This window comes from Arthrobacter sp. 01L42 (assembly GCF_056400005.1).
Map to the genome: position 1 here is coordinate 47,044 of NZ_JBFTSL010000011.1, position 17,352 is coordinate 64,395.

Annotated in this window: 14 protein-coding genes, 1 tRNA gene and 1 pseudogene; 10 read left to right on the forward strand and 6 right to left on the reverse strand. The window is 67.6% G+C overall.

The genetic code is table 11. The features are described from left to right. The first annotated feature begins 7 nt into the window (after window positions 1–7). The 3 genes from AC1DN2_RS11355 (at window position 8) to AC1DN2_RS11365 (ending at window position 2,460) form a co-directional block, all read left to right on the forward strand. A complete protein-coding gene (locus tag AC1DN2_RS11355; RefSeq protein WP_476850474.1) occupies window positions 8–688 on the forward strand; it encodes a lysophospholipid acyltransferase family protein in 681 nt (226 codons plus the stop codon). After that, the gene (gene der, locus AC1DN2_RS11360; RefSeq protein WP_028275909.1) at window positions 685–2,235 is read left to right on the forward strand and encodes a ribosome biogenesis GTPase Der; all 1,551 of its coding nucleotides are present in this window, start codon (window positions 685–687) and stop codon (window positions 2,233–2,235) included. Before AC1DN2_RS11355 ends, der begins: the two co-directional genes overlap by 4 nt. 148 nt (window positions 2,236–2,383) lie before the next feature. Continuing rightward, a tRNA-Pro gene (locus AC1DN2_RS11365) sits at window positions 2,384–2,460 on the forward strand. 101 nt (window positions 2,461–2,561) lie between these two features. Here AC1DN2_RS11365 and AC1DN2_RS11370 read toward each other — a convergent pair. Continuing rightward, the gene (locus AC1DN2_RS11370; protein WP_476850403.1) at window positions 2,562–3,431 is read right to left on the reverse strand and encodes an Fpg/Nei family DNA glycosylase; all 870 of its coding nucleotides are present in this window, start codon (window positions 3,429–3,431) and stop codon (window positions 2,562–2,564) included. Window positions 3,432–3,626: 195 nt separating this feature from the next. On the opposite strand from AC1DN2_RS11370, the gene gcvH reads away from it, so the two are divergent. The 5 genes from gcvH (at window position 3,627) to AC1DN2_RS11395 (ending at window position 6,841) form a co-directional block, all read left to right on the forward strand. Beyond that, window positions 3,627–4,013 (forward strand): glycine cleavage system protein GcvH, encoded by a 387-nt coding sequence (gene gcvH, locus AC1DN2_RS11375; RefSeq protein ID WP_079553886.1) that lies wholly within the window; start codon window positions 3,627–3,629, stop codon window positions 4,011–4,013. A 160-nt stretch (window positions 4,014–4,173) separates the two neighbouring features. Then, a complete protein-coding gene (locus AC1DN2_RS11380) occupies window positions 4,174–4,650 on the forward strand; it encodes an FHA domain-containing protein (RefSeq protein ID WP_028275906.1) in 477 nt (158 codons plus the stop codon). 17 nt (window positions 4,651–4,667) lie between these two features. Further along, window positions 4,668–5,390, forward strand: coding sequence for a transcriptional regulator FtsR (ftsR, locus tag AC1DN2_RS11385; RefSeq protein ID WP_026266235.1), 723 nt, complete (start codon window positions 4,668–4,670; stop codon window positions 5,388–5,390). Beyond that, entirely contained in the window at window positions 5,390–5,893 is a 504-nt protein-coding gene (locus AC1DN2_RS11390; RefSeq protein WP_230009361.1) for a bifunctional nuclease family protein, read from the forward strand. Before ftsR ends, AC1DN2_RS11390 begins: the two co-directional genes overlap by 1 nt. Window positions 5,894–6,244: 351 nt before the next feature. Beyond that, window positions 6,245–6,841 (forward strand): MerR family transcriptional regulator, encoded by a 597-nt coding sequence (locus tag AC1DN2_RS11395; protein ID WP_028275903.1) that lies wholly within the window; start codon window positions 6,245–6,247, stop codon window positions 6,839–6,841. A gap of 130 nt (window positions 6,842–6,971) precedes the next feature. On the opposite strand, the gene AC1DN2_RS11400 is transcribed toward AC1DN2_RS11395, so the two are convergent. Continuing rightward, entirely contained in the window at window positions 6,972–7,853 is an 882-nt protein-coding gene (locus tag AC1DN2_RS11400) for a ParA family protein (protein ID WP_476850404.1), read from the reverse strand. A 317-nt stretch (window positions 7,854–8,170) separates the two neighbouring features. On the opposite strand from AC1DN2_RS11400, the gene AC1DN2_RS11405 reads away from it, so the two are divergent. Next, window positions 8,171–11,566 (forward strand): pyruvate carboxylase, encoded by a 3,396-nt coding sequence (locus AC1DN2_RS11405; protein WP_476850405.1) that lies wholly within the window; start codon window positions 8,171–8,173, stop codon window positions 11,564–11,566. Window positions 11,567–11,774: 208 nt separating this feature from the next. Here the strand turns inward: AC1DN2_RS11405 and AC1DN2_RS11410 are convergent, their stop codons facing one another. Then, entirely contained in the window at window positions 11,775–13,595 is a 1,821-nt protein-coding gene (locus AC1DN2_RS11410; RefSeq protein WP_476850406.1) for an AMP-dependent synthetase/ligase, read from the reverse strand. A gap of 223 nt (window positions 13,596–13,818) precedes the next feature. Between AC1DN2_RS11410 and AC1DN2_RS11415 the strand changes: the two genes are divergently transcribed. Beyond that, window positions 13,819–14,913, forward strand: a complete 1,095-nt coding sequence (locus AC1DN2_RS11415) for an ROK family glucokinase (protein ID WP_476850407.1) — start codon at window positions 13,819–13,821, stop codon at window positions 14,911–14,913. Window positions 14,914–14,971: 58 nt separating this feature from the next. Here the strand turns inward: AC1DN2_RS11415 and AC1DN2_RS11420 are convergent, their stop codons facing one another. The 3 genes and pseudogenes from AC1DN2_RS11420 to AC1DN2_RS11430 form a co-directional block, all read right to left on the reverse strand. Beyond that, window positions 14,972–15,703 carry a hypothetical protein gene (locus AC1DN2_RS11420; protein ID WP_476850408.1) on the reverse strand — a complete coding sequence of 244 codons (732 nt, stop codon included), beginning with the start codon at window positions 15,701–15,703 and terminating at the stop codon, window positions 14,972–14,974. Next, a complete protein-coding gene (locus AC1DN2_RS11425; protein ID WP_476850475.1) occupies window positions 15,696–16,499 on the reverse strand; it encodes an alpha/beta hydrolase in 804 nt (267 codons plus the stop codon). The genes AC1DN2_RS11420 and AC1DN2_RS11425 overlap by 8 nt, the downstream gene beginning before the upstream one ends. Window positions 16,500–16,526: 27 nt before the next feature. Continuing rightward, a pseudogene (locus AC1DN2_RS11430) lies at window positions 16,527–17,297 on the reverse strand (alpha/beta hydrolase); the annotation flags it as partial. Window positions 17,298–17,352 lie beyond the last annotated feature (55 nt).

Consider the following 17,352-nt stretch of genomic DNA (forward strand, 5'->3'; position numbering starts at 1 on the left):
CCGGCCCGTGGGCTGGCTCCTGGACCACCTCGTCTACCGCACGTCGGTCAGCGGACGCTCCAACGTCCCGGCGGCCGGTCCCGTGATCTTCGCGGGAAACCACATCAGCTTCCTGGACGGGCCCGTCATGTTCGGCGCCTCGCCCCGGCCCATGCACATCCTCGTCAAGCAGGAGATGTTCACCGGGTTCCTCGGCCGCGTCCTGGCGGCGTCGGGCCAGTTGCCCGTCGACCGCCGCGGTGGCCGTGCGGCGCTGGCCACGGCCCGGAGCCTGCTCGATGCCGGACGGTGCGTCGGGATTCTTCCCGAAGGCACGCGGGGGAGCGGTGAGGCCGCCGCGATCAACAACGGCGTCGCCTGGCTGGCGCTTAACTCCCGCGCCACTGTGGTCCCCGTGGCCATCCTGGGCACAAGAATCGACGGCGAACACCTGGACACCGTGCCCGCACCGCGCCGGCGCCTGCATGTCAGCTTCGGCGGGGCCATCAACGTCAGCCGCAGGCCCGGCGAGACCGGGCGTGTTTCAATGGACAGGGCGGGAACCGAAATCCGGGCCGCATTAGCGCGCCATGTCCAGGACTCAGTACTAAGAACCGGGCAGCCCCTGCCCCACGCGGAATCACCGCATGAACGTCATGAAGAAGTAGCCGGGACGCCGGCAGATCACCACCTAAGGAAAGTGCAATGAGCGATACGACTCAAACCTCCGGCAATTTTGGCGCCGGCGAAGACGAATACACGCCCACCGGCACCGACCAGGTGGCTGAAAACCTTGCCGCCCTGGACGATGACGAAGCGGAACTCCGCGCGGCCTCACTGCGTGCCGGGCTGGACGACTACGAGCTCGACGAAGACGACGCCGCGCTGCTGAGCGGCCACTTCGACGACGAGGACTTTGACGGCCCGGTCAAGCTGGACCCGGTCCTCGCCATCATCGGACGGCCCAACGTGGGCAAATCCACCCTGGTCAACAGGATCCTGGGCCGCCGCGAGGCCGTGGTCGAGGACACCCCCGGCGTCACCCGCGACCGTGTCATGTACTCGGCAAACTGGAACGGCCGCAACTTCACCGTGGTGGACACCGGCGGGTGGGAGCACGATGCCCGCGGCATCCACGCCCGTGTGGCGGAGCAGGCCGAGATGGCCGTGGAACTTGCCGACGCCGTCCTGTTCGTCGTCGACTCCGCCGTGGGCGCGACCGCGACCGACGAAGGCGTCATGAAGATGCTGCGCAAGTCGAAGAAGCCGGTCATCATGGTGGCCAACAAGGTGGACGACTTCGCCCAGGAAGCCGACTCGGCCACCCTCTGGGGCCTGGGCTTCGGCGAACCGTACCCCGTCTCGGCCCTGCACGGCCGCGGCGTGGCGGATCTCCTGGACCACGTCATGGACACCCTCCCGGAGTACTCCCTGATTGAGGGCCTCGAGCGCTCCGGTGGCCCCCGCCGCATCGCCCTGATCGGCCGCCCGAACGTCGGCAAGTCCTCGCTGCTGAACAAGCTCGCCGGTTCCGAGCGTGTGGTGGTGGACAACACCGCCGGCACCACCCGCGACCCGGTCGATGAATTCATCGAACTCGGCGGACGCACGTGGCGCTTCGTGGACACCGCCGGCATCCGGCGCCGCCAGCACATGGCCCAGGGCGCGGACTTCTACGCTTCCCTGCGCACACAGAGCGCCCTCGAAAAGGCCGAGGTCGCCGTCGTGCTCCTGGCCGTGGACGAGGTGCTCAGCGAGCAGGACGTCCGCATCCTGCAGCTGGCCGTTGAATCCGGCCGCGCCCTGGTGCTGGCCTTCAACAAATGGGACCTCCTCGACGACGAGCGCCGCCGCTACCTGGAACGCGAAATCGAGCAGGACCTGGCACACGTGGCCTGGGCGCCGCGCGTGAACATCTCGGCCAAGACCGGCTGGCACAAGGACCGGCTCGTCCCGGCCCTGGACACCGCCCTGGAAAGCTGGGATAAGCGCATCCCCACCGGACGCCTCAACGCGTTCCTGGGCGAACTTGTCGCAGCGCACCCGCACCCGGTCCGCGGCGGCAAGCAGCCCCGCATCCTGTTCGGCACCCAGGCCTCGAGCCGGCCGCCGAAGTTCGTGCTCTTCACTACAGGATTCCTGGATCCGGGATACCGCCGCTTCATCACCCGACGCCTCCGGGAGACCTTCGGCTTCGAGGGCACGCCGATTGAGGTCAACATGCGCGTGCGCGAAAAGCGTGGCAAGAAACGTTAATTCCGACACACCTTGGCGTGACAGCCTGAAATTGTCACAGGCACCCTCCCGGATCGTGTAAGCTTTTGGAGGTGGTTCGGCCGGACTGCTTGGAAGAAAACCTGGAGCGAATCCGGGAAGACTTCCGGGCGGAGAACGGTGGAACCAGCGGGCTGTAGCGCAGCTTGGTAGCGCACTTGACTGGGGGTCAAGGGGTCGCAGGTTCAAATCCTGTCAGCCCGACCAACAGCTGAAACCCCGCCATTCCTGATGAAGGAATGGCGGGGTTTTCTGTTTCCCGGACACATCCGCTCCGTGGTGTTCCCAGGAAGGTCCGCGGTGATCCGCTATTTCAGGAAGCGGGACGTCCGGCGGTCGGCCAGGATCTTTCCTTTGGTCTGGCACGCCGGGCAGTACTGCAGGGCGGAATCGGCAAAGGAAACCTCCCGGACCGTGTCCCCGCACACCGGACACGGTTCGCCGGTCCGGCCGTGGACCCGCATGTGGCTCCGCTTGGTGTCCTTGAGTTCGTTGGGCGGCTTGCCCTTGGCCTCCGCCACCGCCGTTCCCAGAATGGTGTGGATGGCGTCGTAGAGGCGCTGAACGTCCGTCCGGTCCAGCGACCTGGCGATCGCGAACGGCGAAGTCCTGGCGGCGTGCAGGATCTCGTCACTGTACGCGTTCCCAATCCCGGCGATGATGCCCTGGCTCCTCAGGACGCCCTTGATCTGCTGGGAACTGGAGCCGAGAATCCCGGCCAGGGCATCGACGTCGAAGTCCGGACTGAACGGATCCGGTCCGAGCGCCGCGATGCCGGGCACGTCGTGCGGATCACGGACCACATAGACCGCCAGGCTCTTCTTCGTGCCCGCCTCGGTCAGGTCCATGCCCACCGGGCCGGAATCGCCCGAGAACGTCAGCCGCAGCGCGATGTGGCCCTTCCCCATTTTCAGCTGGGCGTCGGTGGGGGAGTCCGTGAAGCGGACCCAGCCGGCCCGGGCGAGGTGGAAGACAAAATGCAGCCCGTCCGCTTCCAGGCTGACAAACTTGCCGAACCTTTGCACGCCGCTGACGGCCTTGCCCTGGAGGTCGGAGTAGGGAGGGTCTGCCGTCTTGAGCACGGCGAAGGACACCGGCTGGATTTTCCGCACCATTGCTCCGCGCAGGTGCTCGTCCAGAAAGTCCGTCAGGGCCGCAACTTCAGGAAGCTCAGGCACGGCCTAGCCCTCACGTGTCCGGACGGTCCCGGCGCCCCGGTTGTTCACATTCCCGCCCTTCAGCGGAGCATGTTCTGCCATGGCACCATCTTCGCAGATGCCTCCCCGGCCCCTGCCCGATGTGCCTATACTTTCAGCGGCGGCTAGAACAAACGACTGCCGCCGCCAGGTGATTGACCCGATGAAAGGCCCGTCATGAGCATCATTCCCGAAGACCTGTCCTACACCGCAGAACACGAATGGGTTTCGGCCCCCAACGCCGACGGGGTTGTGCGCGTGGGCATCACTGATTTTGCCCAGGACGCCCTCGGGGATGTCGTCTACGCCCAGATGCCCGAGGTCGGGACCACCATCAAGGCCAACGACGTCGTCGGAGAGGTCGAATCCACCAAGAGCGTCAGTGACATTTACGCCCCGGTGACGGGCGAGGTGGTCGCCAGGAACGAGTCGCTGGACACCGATTCCGCCCTTATCAACTCCGATCCGTACGGTGAAGGCTGGCTGATCGAAATCAAGCTCGCGGAAGCCGACGCGGTCGAGTCCTTGCTCAGTGCATCCGAGTATGAACAGCAGGTAGGCTAAAGACAGAGGTCATTCGGGCCGGGGCCGCCGGCGAGTGTTGTTGGGATAACAAAACAAAGCCGCGCCCCGCCGAAGGGCCTCATTACCGGGACTGCAAGGCTTTTCCGGACGGCATGCGTTGTTTGCAGGGGGGACACCTGCAACGAATGAGGAGGACTCAATGTTTGGGCACGAACGGAACGACACCGGTGACGGTTACGGCACGGGTGGAGTGAAGGCTTCGGAGACCACGTCGATCAACCTCACTCCGGTGCGCGACGAACCCAATTTCACGCCGAAGCTTTCAACTGAGGAACGGGCAGCGGTTGAGGCCCTTCCCTTCGGATCGGCCCTGCTCGTCGCGCACAGCGGCCCCAACGCCGGTGCGCGGTTCCTGCTGGACTCCGACGTCACCACGGCGGGCCGCCACCCGGACGCCGACATCTTCCTCGACGACGTCACTGTCTCGCGCAGGCACGTCGAATTCCGCCGCACTGCGCGCAGCTTTGAGGTTGTGGACACCGGGAGCCTGAACGGCACCTACGTCAACCACGACCGCGTGGACTCGGTGGAACTGAAGTCCGGCAACGAGGTCCAGATCGGCAAATTCCGCCTCACCTTCTACCTCAGCCCTGCCCGCGCAGCAGGCAACGTCTGATTCCGGGGTAGTTGCCTGTGGCCACGGCACATGCGGATCGGCGCGGACCCCAGGTTCTGAACATCGGGGAAGTCCTGGCTCAACTGAGCGACGACTTCCCCAGCATGACTGCGTCAAAAATCCGGTTCCTTGAAGAAAAGGGACTCATCAACCCGCAGCGGACACCTGCCGGCTACCGTCAGTACTCCGAGAACGACGTCGAACGGCTGCGCTTCGTCCTCTCACTCCAGCGTGACCAGTACCTGCCGCTGAAGGTCATCAAGGACTACCTGGATGCGATCGACCGGGGCGAACGGCCGGAGAACCTGCCGGCAGGCGTCACGTTGTCCCCGCGGATTGTCTCCGAGGAGCTCGCCTCCGAGCTGCAGAGCCGGGCACGCAGGCTCAGCGAGGAGCAGCTGCGCGCCGAATCCGGGGCGAGCGTCCCACTGCTGGAATCGCTCCTGAGCTACGGCCTGATCGGGCACGTCAACGGCAAATTCGACGAACACGCGCTGCAGGTCGCGCGGGCCTGCGTCCAGCTGGAGAGCCATGGCCTGGAACCCCGCCACCTGCGGCCCTTCCAGGCGGCTGCCGACCGCGAATTCGGGCTCGTGGAGCGTGCTGTGGCCACCCTGACCTCCCGCAAGGACGCAGCCTCCCACGCCCGCGCCGCCGAGGCGGCCCGGGAAATCAGCGACCTCTGCCTGTCCTTGCACCAGGCGCTGGTCCACGACCGCATCTCAAGGATGGACATCTGATGATTGAGGTGGAGATTGTCGGCGTGCGGATCGAGTTGCCGTCCAACCAGCCGCTTGTCCTGCTCAAGGAAATCCATGGTGAGCGCCACGTGCCCATCTGGATCGGGACCCCGGAGGCCAGCGCCATCGCCCTGGCCCAGCAGGGGGTCATCCCGCCCCGGCCGATGACCCACGACCTCCTGGTGGACGTTGTCGAGGCCCTGGGCCACACGATCGTCAGCGTCAACATCGTGGCGGTGGAGGACAACATCTTCTACGGGCAGCTGCAGTTCGAGAACGGCACCACCGTGAGCTCCCGGGCCTCCGATGGGTTGGCCGTTGCCCTGCGCGCCAAGTGCCGGATCTGGTGCGCCGACGCCGTCATGGACGAGGCCGGCGTCCGGATCACCGAACACGACGAGGGCGAGGACACGCACCCCGGACCCGCCGTGGACGAGGAAGTCGAACTGCGGCGCTTCCGCGAGTTCCTCGACGACGTCGAACCCGAAGACTTCGGCGGCTGAGCCGGCCCAGGCAACCGGCGCCAGGGAACCTGCCGCGATTGCGGGCGTGCCTGTGACTGCTGGTGTTTCTGATACGTGCGTGACAGCTGTGGCGGCACCAAACGTTAAAGTCGAGGATGAAACTTTCGACACGCCCTTGGAATAGCCCCAACGTCTTTGACCTTGGGCCCCGGCAGGCCTAACGTCGAAGGTACAAGTTCCCATTGCATACGGTAGCCGCGCAAGTCACACTGGAAGGTGGAGTCCGGCTGAATTACACGGATGAAGTATTCATCCGGTGTCATGCAGCTGTTCACATCTATTGCTGCCGATGCAACAAACCCAGGGGAACCCACGACAAGGAGGGTCCACGTGAGTCCGAAAGGCGAAGCAGGCGAGCTGAAGCAGGCCTCAACGGCCGGCGTTGCTGTGCCCGCCAGCGGTGCCCAAGGCCTGCTGTTCACCGAGGATCTCCCCGTTCTGGACGAGGACGCGGGCTACCGCGGACCCACCGCCTGCAAGGCGGCCGGCATTACCTACCGCCAACTCGATTATTGGGCGCGCACCGGACTCGTTGAGCCCGCCGTCCGCGGTGCGGCCGGCTCCGGCTCGCAGCGGCTCTACGGCTTCCGCGACATTCTGGTTCTCAAGGTGGTCAAACGGCTCCTGGACACGGGCGTCTCCCTGCAACAGATCCGCACCGCCGTGGAACACCTGCGGGAGCGCGGCGTCGAGGACCTCGCCCAAATCACGCTCATGAGCGACGGCGCCAGCGTCTACGAGTGCACATCGGCAGATGAAGTCATCGATCTCGTCCAGGGCGGCCAGGGGGTGTTCGGCATCGCCGTCGGCCGCGTATGGCGCGAAGTTGAAGGAAGCCTCGCAGCCCTTCCCAGCGAACACGCCGCGGACCAGTCCTTTCCCGACGACGAGCTGAGCAAACGCCGGGCGGCCCGCAAGATCGGCTAGCCCCCGCAGCTATAGACGTGACTGAGCACAGGGACGACTGTGCACAGAAACTAAGTACAACAAGATGAGGCCGCCTCCCGGACAGGGAAGGCGGCCTCATTTCTGTTGGGCTGTGTACGGCAGTCCGGGGCTACCGAAGGCTGCGGTCGCGGACAGCGCCGGCCGGGGCCACGCCGCCCTGGTTCAGCAGGTTCTGCAGCAGGGCATCGAAGAGCCCTGCCGCATTCTTGGCCGAGTCGCCGGGCCAGTGGTGGATGGAGTGGGCGGCGCCCTGGATCTGCTGCCAGTTGGCCTGCTCCGGGATATGCGGGCTCAACAGCAGTTGGCCGAACATGGATTCCATCTCCGAGAGCCGGAACGTGTGCTCAGCCGAACTGCTGCGCACCCGGTTGGCCACGATGCCGGCAGGGGACAGCTTGGGGGCGAATTCCTGCCGGAAGAGCTGGATGGCGCGCATGGTGCGTTCCGTGCCGGCCACCGAGAAAAGCCCGGGCTCGGCTACCAGGGTCACCTTGTCGCTTGCGGACCACGCCATCCGGGTCAGGCCGTTCAGTGACGGGGGGCAATCGACCAGGACGAGTTCGTAGTTCGTGGCGCCGGCCAGGACCGTGGAAAGCCGGCGAAGGTCGCGGCGGCCCAGGTCGGGGCGGTCGTAGATGCCGGTATAGGCAGAGCCGACGGCCACGTCCAGGATGGAGGTTGCCGCGCCGGACTGAATCCTGCCGTTGGCACTGCCGCTGGCGTTGCTGCGGCCGTTGATCCGGGCGTGTTCCACCCAGCCGCTGGGGACCACGTTGTCCGCCAGATGTGCCCGCCGCGGCGACCTCAGCATCCTGCCGATATCGAGCTGGTCGTCCGGACTCACGCCCAGGGCCGTGCTGGCGTCGGCATGCGGATCAAGGTCGACGACGAGGGTGGGGATTCCGGCGGCCAATGCCGCCGACGCCAGTCCGGTGGTCACGGATGTCTTGCCGACACCGCCTTTGAGGCTGCTGATGCTCACTACTTGCACTTGAAAAACCAATACCTAACGCCGGTTGCCGAGACGGGGTCGTGCCGGCTCCTGCGTTCTTCGGAGCCGGGGCGTGCATGCGCCACCCACCCACTCATCATATGTGGATGCTCCGGCGAAACCCGTTTCATCCGGCGTGGGGCGCCAGAACCTCGCCAATCGGATGGACGGGGAAAGCTCTAAGGCCAAGGCCCTGCCCATCGCGGCGTCCGTGACGGATAATGCTGTGACAGTCGCCACAATGATTTGTGTTTGCCCGCACAGGTCCTAGACACTGTGAGCACTTACCGATACGCCCGCGATGAAGCAGGAGAAGTATGTTTTCTAAGATTCTGGTGGCCAACCGCGGCGAAATCGCGATTCGCGCCTTCCGCGCGAGCTACGAGCTGGGTGCCAAGACTGTCGCTGTGTTTCCCCATGAGGACCGCAACTCCATTCACCGCCAGAAGGCCGATGAGGCGTATCTGATCGGCGAGGAGGGACACCCGGTCCGGGCCTACCTGGACGTTGATGAGGTGGTGCGCGTCGCCAAGGAGTCCGGGGCGGACGCCATTTACCCCGGTTACGGTTTCCTCTCCGAGAACCCGCGCCTGGCGCGGGCCGCGAAGGAGGCCGGCATCACCTTCGTCGGCCCGCCGGCCGAGGTTCTGGAACTCGCCGGTAATAAGGTTGCCGCCCTCGAGGCCGCGCGCAAGGCCGGCGTCCCGGTCCTCAAGTCCAGCCAGCCGTCGAAGGACCTGGACGAACTGATCGCCGCCGCGGATGAAATCGGCTTCCCCATTTTTGCCAAGGCCGTCGCCGGCGGCGGCGGGCGCGGCATGCGCCGCGTGGACACCCGCGAGGCGCTCCCGGAGGCCCTGCAGGCCGCCATGCGCGAAGCCGACGCCGCGTTCGGCGACCCCACCATGTTCCTGGAGCAGGCCGTCCTGCGCCCGCGCCACATCGAGGTCCAGATCCTGGCCGACGCGGAGGGCAACGTGATGCACCTCTTCGAGCGTGACTGTTCCATCCAACGCCGCCACCAGAAGGTCATCGAGATCGCCCCGGCCCCGAACCTCGACGAAGGCATCCGGCACGCGCTGTACCGCGACGCCGTGAAGTTCGCGAAGGCGCTGAACTACGTCAACGCCGGTACCGTCGAATTCCTTGTCGACACGGTGGGTGAGCGGGCCGGCCAGCACGTGTTCATCGAAATGAACCCCCGGATCCAGGTCGAGCACACTGTGACCGAGGAAGTCACCGACGTCGACCTCGTCCAGGCGCAGCTGCGCATCGCCGCCGGTGAGAGCCTCGCGGACCTGGGCCTGTCCCAGGAGAGCGTCCAGCTCAAGGGCGCCGCCCTGCAGTGCCGCATCACCACGGAGGACCCGGCCAACGGCTTCCGGCCCGACGTCGGCAAGATCACCGGCTACCGCTCGGCCGGCGGCGCCGGCGTCCGGCTTGACGGCGGCACCGTCTACTCGGGCGCGGAGATCAGCCCGCACTTCGACTCCATGCTGGTCAAGCTGACCTGCCGCGGCCGCAACTACCCGGCCGCCGTCGCCCGGGCCCGCCGCGCCCTCGCCGAGTTCCGCATCCGCGGCGTGTCCACCAACATCTCCTTCCTGCAGGCGGTCTTGGACGATCCCGACTTCGTCGCCGGGGATGTGGCCACCTCGTTCATTGACGAACGGCCCCAGCTGCTGAAGGCACGGGTCTCGGCCGACCGCGGCACCAAGCTGCTGACCTGGCTTGCCGACGTCACAGTCAACAAGCCCAACGGCGAACTCAAGGTCCACACGGACCCGGCGGACAAGCTTCCGGCCCTGGATGACGCAGCGGCCCGGCCAGGGTCCCGCCAGCGTCTCCAGGAACTCGGCCCGGAAGGGTTTGCCCGTGCCCTGCGCGCGCAGGACGCCGTGGCCGTCACGGACACCACGTTCCGCGACGCGCACCAGTCCCTGCTCGCCACCCGGGTGCGCACCCGGGACCTCGTGGCGGCCGGTCCCGCAGAATCCAAGCTGCTCCCCGAGCTGCTCTCGGTCGAGGCCTGGGGCGGGGCCACCTACGACGTCGCCCTGCGCTTCCTCGGCGAAGACCCCTGGGACCGGCTTGCCGCCCTGCGCAAGGCCATGCCGAACCTGTGCCTGCAGATGCTGCTCCGCGGCCGCAACACCGTCGGCTACACGCCCTACCCGGAAGAGGTCACGGTGGCGTTCGTCAACGAGGCCGCCGCCACGGGCATCGACATTTTCCGGATCTTCGACGCCCTCAACGACGTCAACCAGATGGCCCCGGCCATCCGGGCCGTCCGTGAGACCGGTACCGCCGTCGCCGAGGTTGCCCTCTGCTACACCGCGGACATGCTGGACCCGGAGGAAACGCTCTACACTCTGGATTACTACCTGGAGCTGGCGCAGAAAATCGTCGACGCCGGGGCGCACATCCTGGCGATCAAGGACATGGCCGGACTGCTGCGTCCGGCTGCCGCGGCACGCCTGGTCTCGGCGCTGCGGGAGCGGTTCGACCTCCCCGTCCACCTGCACACCCACGACACCGCCGGCGGCCAGCTGGCCACGCTCCTCGCGGCCGTGGATGCCGGCGTGGACGCCGTGGACGTGGCATCGGCCTCCCTGGCCGGAACCACCAGCCAGCCCTCGGCATCGGCCCTCGTCGCCGCGCTGGCCCACACGCCGCGCGACACCGGCCTCAGCCTGGCGAACGTCTGCGCCCTCGAGCCTTACTGGGAGGCCGTTCGCCGGGTCTACGCGCCGTTCGAGTCCGGACTGCCGGGGCCCACGGGCCGGGTCTACCAGCACGAAATTCCGGGCGGCCAGCTCTCCAACCTGCGCCAGCAGGCGATGGCGCTTGGCCTGGGCGAGCGTTTCGAGGCGATCGAGGACATGTACACCGCGGCGGACCGGATCCTCGGCCGGCTGGTCAAGGTGACCCCGTCGTCCAAGGTGGTGGGCGACCTCGCCCTGCACCTGGTGGGCCTCAACGCCGACCCGGAAGACTTCAACGAGAACCCGCAAAAATACGACGTCCCCGATTCCGTGATCGGCTTCCTTTCCGGCGAGCTCGGTGACCCGCCCGGCGGCTGGCCCGAGCCCTTCCGGACGAAGGCGCTGCAGGGCCGCACCGTCAAGGTCCGCGACGTCGAGATCAGCGCCGAGGACAGCGCCGCGCTCAACGGCGATTCCAAGACCCGGCGGGGCACGCTCAACCGCCTGCTCTTCGCCGGTCCCACGAAGGATTACCAGAAGAGCGTGGAGGCCTACGGCAACCTTTCGGTGCTGGACACGCGGGACTACCTCTTCGGGCTGCAGCGCGGCGCGGAGCACGAGATCGAGCTCGAGAAGGGCGTCCGGCTGATTGCCTCGCTCGAGGCTGTCTCCGAGCCGGACGAGAAGGGCATGCGCACGGTCATGTGCACGCTCAACGGCCAGTCCCGGCCCGTGGTGGTCCGCGACCGTTCAGTGGTGAGCAACGTCAAGGCCGCCGAACGCGCCGACACATCCCAGCCGGGCCAGGTCGCCTCGCCGTTCGCCGGTGCCGTCACGCTGACCGTCAAGGCCGGGGACACCGTCAAAGCCGGCGACACCGTGGCCACGATCGAGGCCATGAAGATGGAGGCGTCCATCACGACGCCGGTGGCCGGCACCGTCGCGCGGCTCGCCGTCGCCGGGATCGAGCAGGTCCAGGGCGGGGATCTGCTGCTCGTCGTCGAATAGCGGCAGCGCGGCAACACCGCACCCCATCAACACACAAGGGTCCTTCCGGCTTCCGCCGGAAGGACCCTTGTGTTTCTGCCGAACCTTGCCTCCCGAACAAAAGCAACGCGGGGTCAGCTACGGCCCATCAGGGGGCGCCGGATGGGCCGTATCTGACCCCGCGTTGCTCTGGTGCGGGGTTTCGGTGCGGGGCGGTTGCGGTTGCAGCCTAGGCGAGGGTGGGACGCTTGGCGCTGTACATTTCCTCGATCACGTTCTCGAAGTCCTTGAGCACCTGGGCCCGCTTGACCTTCATGGAGGGGGTCAGATGTCCGGAGGCCTCGGTGAAGTCGGCCGGCACGATCCGGAAGGACTTGATCGCCTCGGCCTGGGACACGGACTGGTTGGCGTGGTTGATGAGCTCCTGGACCGCGGCCATGACGGCGGGGTTGACGGCAGCCTCGGCGAGCGAGGTCGAGGCCGGGAGCCCGTGGCGGCCCAGCCAGCCGGGCAGCGCTTCTTCGTCCAGGGTCACCAGGGCACCAATGAACGGGCGGTTGTCACCGACCACGAGCACCTGCGAGACGAGCGCGTCCGCGCGGATCTGGTCCTCCAGCAGGGCCGGGACGACGTTCTTGCCGCCGGCCGTGACGATGATTTCCTTCTTGCGCCCGGTGATGGTCAGGAACCCCGCCTCGTCCAGCTGGCCGATGTCTCCGGTACGGAACCAGCCGTCCTCGAAGGTTGCAGCGGACAGGTCATCGCGCTTGTAGTAGCCGCGCATGACGCACACGCCCTTGGCGAGGATCTCGCCGTCGTCCGCGATCCTGACGGAGTTGCCCGGAATCGGGGCGCCGACCGTGCCGATCTTGATCAGATCGGGGGTGTTGACGGTGATCGGCGCCGTGGTTTCAGTCAGCCCGTATCCTTCCAGGATCTGCATGCCGATGCCCTGGAAGAAGTGGCCCAGCCGTTCACCGAGCGGGCCGCCGCCGGAAACGGCATGGGAGACGTTCCCGCCCATGGCGGCCCGTAGCTTGCTGTACACGAGCTTGTCGAACACGGCGTGCTTGAGCTTCAGCACGAGCCCGACCTTGCCGGCCTGCCGGGCCCGGGAGAATTCAATGGCGGTGTCCGCGGCGCGGTGGAAGATGGCGCCCTTGCCGCCGTCCTCGGCCTTGGTCAGGGCCGAGTTGTAGACCTTCTCGAAAACGCGCGGGACGGCGAGGATAAAGGTCGGTTTGTAGCTCTGCAGATCCGGCAGCAGGTTCTTGATATCCGGGGTGTGCGCCACTGTGACGCCGGCCGCGACTGCCAGCACAGAGATGAAGCGTGCGAAGACGTGGGCCATGGGCAGGAACATGATGGTCCGCGCCTGCTCGTGGACGATCGTGCCCAGCGAAGTGAACAGCGCGTTCTCGGACAGTTCCACGAAGTTGCCGTGCGTCAGCTCGCAGCCCTTGGGCCGGCCGGTGGTGCCCGAGGTGTAGATGATCGTGGCGACATCGTTCAGGGACGCCTGGCTGCGGCGTGCTTCGAGCTCGGCATCGCTGACGCCGGCTCCGGCCGCACGGACCTCGTCCAGGCTGTCGCCCTCGAGCTGCCAGACATGCCCCAGGGCGGTGAGGCCCTCGGAGGTGGCCGCCTGCCGGATGATGTCCTCGTGGTGCGCCGATTCGCCGAACGCGGCCACGGCGCCGGAGTCGCCAAGGTTCCAGGCCACCTGGGAGGGGGAGGAGGTTTCATAGATCGGGACCGAGACGGCGCCGGCGAACCAGATGGCGAAGTCGATCAGGGCCCATTCATACCGGGTGCGGGACATGATGCCCACCCGGTCGCCGGCGGCCACACCGCTGGCCATGAGGCCCTTGGCGAGGGCCGAGACGTCGGCCAGGAATTCCGTGGCGCGGACGTCCTGCCACTGGCCGGCTGCGTCGAGCCGCGAGAACAGCGCAGGGTTGGAGGCCTTGGCCGCCTGGCGCACCACGAGATCGGTGACATTGGTGTCCGGATCGACATTCACCAGGGGCGGGACAATGATTTCTCGCACGACAGCTCCTTTGGTATCCATAGGCCCGCAAGGGGTACCGCTAAGCCTAGTATGCGGCCCCCCGAAGGTGTGTTCTGCGACACCTACTGGCGAGTAACTTTACGGTCGGGGCCGCCGTTCCGCCAGTCGGGGATGCTGCGGGCACGTGCGCGGCGCTCTGCTGCCGCGTCATTCGGCCGGGCTTTCGCTGCCGTTGCGGCCCCGGCGAATAGAATGGGGCACCATGCAGACACCAACACCCGGCCGGCAGCCCGGCCTGCGCCGCCGGACCGCCGCCTGGCGAAGCAGGACCCTGGCCGGAGCCGCGGCCGCCACGGCCGGGCACGACCTCCGCTCACACCTGCGGCTGGGCCGCAAAGGCCTGGCGATCGGCGTCGACATCGGGGGAACCAAGGTTGCTGCCGGCGTGGTGGACGCCGAGGGCAGGATCCTCAGCCAGGCCAAACGCTCCACCCCGGGCAACGACCCGCGCGCCGTGGAACAGGTCATTGTCGAACTCGTCGGAGAGCTGGGCGCCGGACACCGGATCTGGTCGGTCGGAATCGGCGCTGCCGGCTGGATGGACCTCGACGGCGGCACTGTCCTCTTCAGCCCACACCTGGCCTGGCGCAATGAACCGCTGCGCGAGAACCTGCAGCGGCTGCTGCGCCGCCCCGTCCTGCTGACCAACGACGCCGACGCCGCCGCCTGGGCGGAATGGCGCTTCGGCGCCGGACAGGGACAGGACCGTCTGGTCTGCATCACCCTGGGCACCGGAATCGGCGGGGCCATGGTCATGGACGGACGGCTCGAACGCGGCCGCTTCGGTGTGGCGGGGGAGTTCGGCCACCAGATCATCATGCCGGGCGGGCACCGCTGCGAGTGCGGCAACCGCGGCTGCTGGGAACAATACGCCTCGGGCAATGCGCTCGGCCGCGAGGCCAGGGAACTGGCCGCCGCGAATTCCCCGGTTGCCCAGGAACTGCTCAGGGCCGTGGACGGCGACGTGGCACGCATTACGGGCGTGATCGTGACGGAGCTGGCCAAGGCCGGGGACCAGACCTCCCGCGAACTCCTCGAGGACGTCGGGGAGTGGCTGGGCCTTGGCCTGGCGAACCTCGCAGCGGCACTGGACCCAGGCAAGTTCGTGATCGGCGGCGGACTGTGCGACGCCGGCGAGCTGCTCGTCGCGCCGGCCCGAAAGGCCTTCGCGCGGAACCTCACCGGCCGCGGCTTCCGCCCCGCGGCGGAGATCGAACTTGCGGCCCTGGGACCCAACGCCGGGCTGATCGGCGCCGCCGACCTCTCCCGGGTCAGCAGCCGCATGCACACCCAGTAGCGTGCCTTCCTGGGCCCTGAACCAGCCAGCGCGGTGCCTGGCGCCCTGACCGGGTGGACTAGATGCGCGCCCCGTCGTCGTGCTCGTCCTTCTCGCCCGGCAGCTTCATGATCAGGAACACCACGGAGGCCGCGAACGCGGCCACCATGCCCACGATCGCCAGCGTCGGGGCCGACCGCCAGAACATCGCCGAGAACACGAGCGCAATCGGGCCGCCCACCGCTCCAATCCAGGCAAGGACGGTCATCGGATCTGCACCGGCCAGGCTGGGCGGCTCCTCCGGGACGAACACGCCATCGTCGTCGTCGGCCTCGTAGTCCCGGGGGCCGGATGCGGTGTCCGGTGCCTCACTGCTGCCCGCGGCCGGGTTCCCCGGGGCGGAGGCGAGCCGCTCCCTGGCGGAAAGTTCGATCGGCGCGACGCCGGCGAGGCCCAGCGGGTCGAAATCGCTGAACGACCTGTTCGCGCCGGTGCCAGCACCGGAGCCAGCGCCGGTGCCAGTGCCGGTGCCAGTGCCGGTGCCGCCGGCGCTGTTGGTTTCGCCGGCCGGGCCGTCAGTTCCCCCAATTGCCTCGTCCCCGCCTGCCCCGACCCCTTCCAGCCTGGCGACGAGATCCAGCCACACGGCGTCGTCATCGGCAAGCGGTTCGTCCGCGGCGGGCGGGTCCTGCGCCTCAGGGGGCGGGGTGGTGCCCGGACGCTGGAGGCCGGATGCGTCAGCGCCAGGCGACCGGGCGTCGTCGGGGTCAGGGGTCTCGGGGTCAGGGACGTCGGGGTCCGGTTTAGTCATTGGCCGTGTCCTTCCGGCTGGCGCGGGCGGCGCCCGGACCGGCTGCGGCTGCAACGGACCGGACAAATTCGGCCGTGCCACGGAAGATCTCGGGCGCGTCGTTGTCCATGGTAGCGACGTGGTAGCTGTTTTCCAGCCGGACCACCTCGAGCGGGGCGTTGGTCAACCCGCGGCGCAGGGCCTCCATGCTGGATTCGGACACCACGTGGTCCACTGTGGAACGGTAGACCCGGACCGGAGCCGTGACGCGGGGCAGCAGCCGCACGGTGTCCTTGAACATCTTGTTGAGCTCGTGCGCGGCGGCCACCGGGGTGCGCGGGTAGGCGCACTCATCCATGCCCGGTTTGAGGATGTCATTGGCGATCGCCGGGGTGCTCTTGAGGACAAACTTCAAGACGCCCGCCAGCGGGGCGCGGGGATCATCGATGACCAGGCCGGGGTTGACCACCACCACACCCGCCACGGGGCGGGTGGCGGCGATCCGCAACGCGAGGGCGCCGCCCATGGACAGCCCCGCCACGACCACGACGTCGCATTCTTCCGCAAGCTCCAGGTAGGCCGCGTCCAAGGCAGCATGCCAGTCCTGCCACCGGGTCTTGGCCAGCTCCTGCCAGCTCGTTCCGTGCCCCGGCAGCAGGGGCAGCCGGACGGCGAACCCGGCACCGGCCAGGGACAACGTCCAGTCCCGCACACCGTGCGGGCTGCCGGTGAAGCCGTGCGAGACCACGACCCCGGTCCGGGGGATGGTTCCGGTGAACGGGCTGCTGAACGGCGAATGGTCCGGGAGGATGCTCATGGGGACTCCGAGGGGGGCGCGGGGCGGCGAAATGGCGTGGGCGTGCTGCAGGAAGAAACGCACTGATTCTTCAAAGAGTAGCGGCGCATCGGCGTCCAGGGTGGCAACGTGCCCGCTCTTCGGGAGGGGAACCACCGTGAGCTCCCGGGACCCGAGCCGCCTGCGCAGCAGCGCCAGGGACGACGGCGGGACCACCGCGTCGGTGTCCGACTTGAACACCAGGGCCGGGGCGGAGACGGACGGCAGGTCCCGGAGGGTCGCGGCGAACAGCCGGCGCAACTGGTGGACGGCGGCCAGCGGCGTCAGGGAGTAGTCACCGTCGTCGGTGGTGGCCGCCGTGGAATTCTCCTCCTGGACGGGCGTGGTGGTGTGCTGGAAGTACTTGAGCAGTCCCACGATCCGGACCCTGCGGTCATAGAAGCTCAGGCCGGGGTTGACGGCGGCCACGCCGGCCACGCTGTGGCGGGCCGCGGTACGCAGGGCGATCGTGCCGCCCATGGACAGTCCCGCGACATAGCAGTCATCAGTCCGGGCGGCCAGGTCCAGGTACGCCGTTTCAAAGCTCCTGTACCAGTCCTGCCAGCCCTGCCGGGCGAGATCCCGCCAGTGGGTGCCGTGCCCGGGCAGTAGCGGTACCGAGACGGCGAAACCCTGGGCGGCGAGGTGGCGGGCCCACGGCAGGACGCTGAGCGGGCTGCCTGTGAAGCCGTGGCAGATGGCCACACCGGTCCGGGCGTTGGGGCCGTGGCCCGGGTAGCTGAAAGCGGCGGGCGCAGGGGGAGTGCTGCTTTCAGTCATGAGCCCATCGTGTCACCCTTAGCGCCAAAACTCACTAGAGTAAGGTGTCCATTGA

Coding starts and splice junctions, on each gene's coding strand:
- der (WP_028275909.1), top strand. CDS start 685: ATGAGCGATACGACTCAAACCTCCGGCAATTTTGGCGCCGGCGAAGAC.
- gcvH (WP_079553886.1), top strand. CDS start 3,627: ATGAGCATCATTCCCGAAGACCTGTCCTACACCGCAGAACACGAATGG.
- AC1DN2_RS11380 (WP_028275906.1), top strand. CDS start 4,174: ATGTTTGGGCACGAACGGAACGACACCGGTGACGGTTACGGCACGGGT.
- AC1DN2_RS11390 (WP_230009361.1), top strand. CDS start 5,390: ATGATTGAGGTGGAGATTGTCGGCGTGCGGATCGAGTTGCCGTCCAAC.
- AC1DN2_RS11405 (WP_476850405.1), top strand. CDS start 8,171: ATGTTTTCTAAGATTCTGGTGGCCAACCGCGGCGAAATCGCGATTCGC.
- AC1DN2_RS11415 (WP_476850407.1), top strand. CDS start 13,819: ATGCAGACACCAACACCCGGCCGGCAGCCCGGCCTGCGCCGCCGGACC.
- AC1DN2_RS11420 (WP_476850408.1), bottom strand. CDS start 15,703: ATGACTAAACCGGACCCCGACGTCCCTGACCCCGAGACCCCTGACCCC.
- AC1DN2_RS11425 (WP_476850475.1), bottom strand. CDS start 16,499: ATGAGCATCCTCCCGGACCATTCGCCGTTCAGCAGCCCGTTCACCGGA.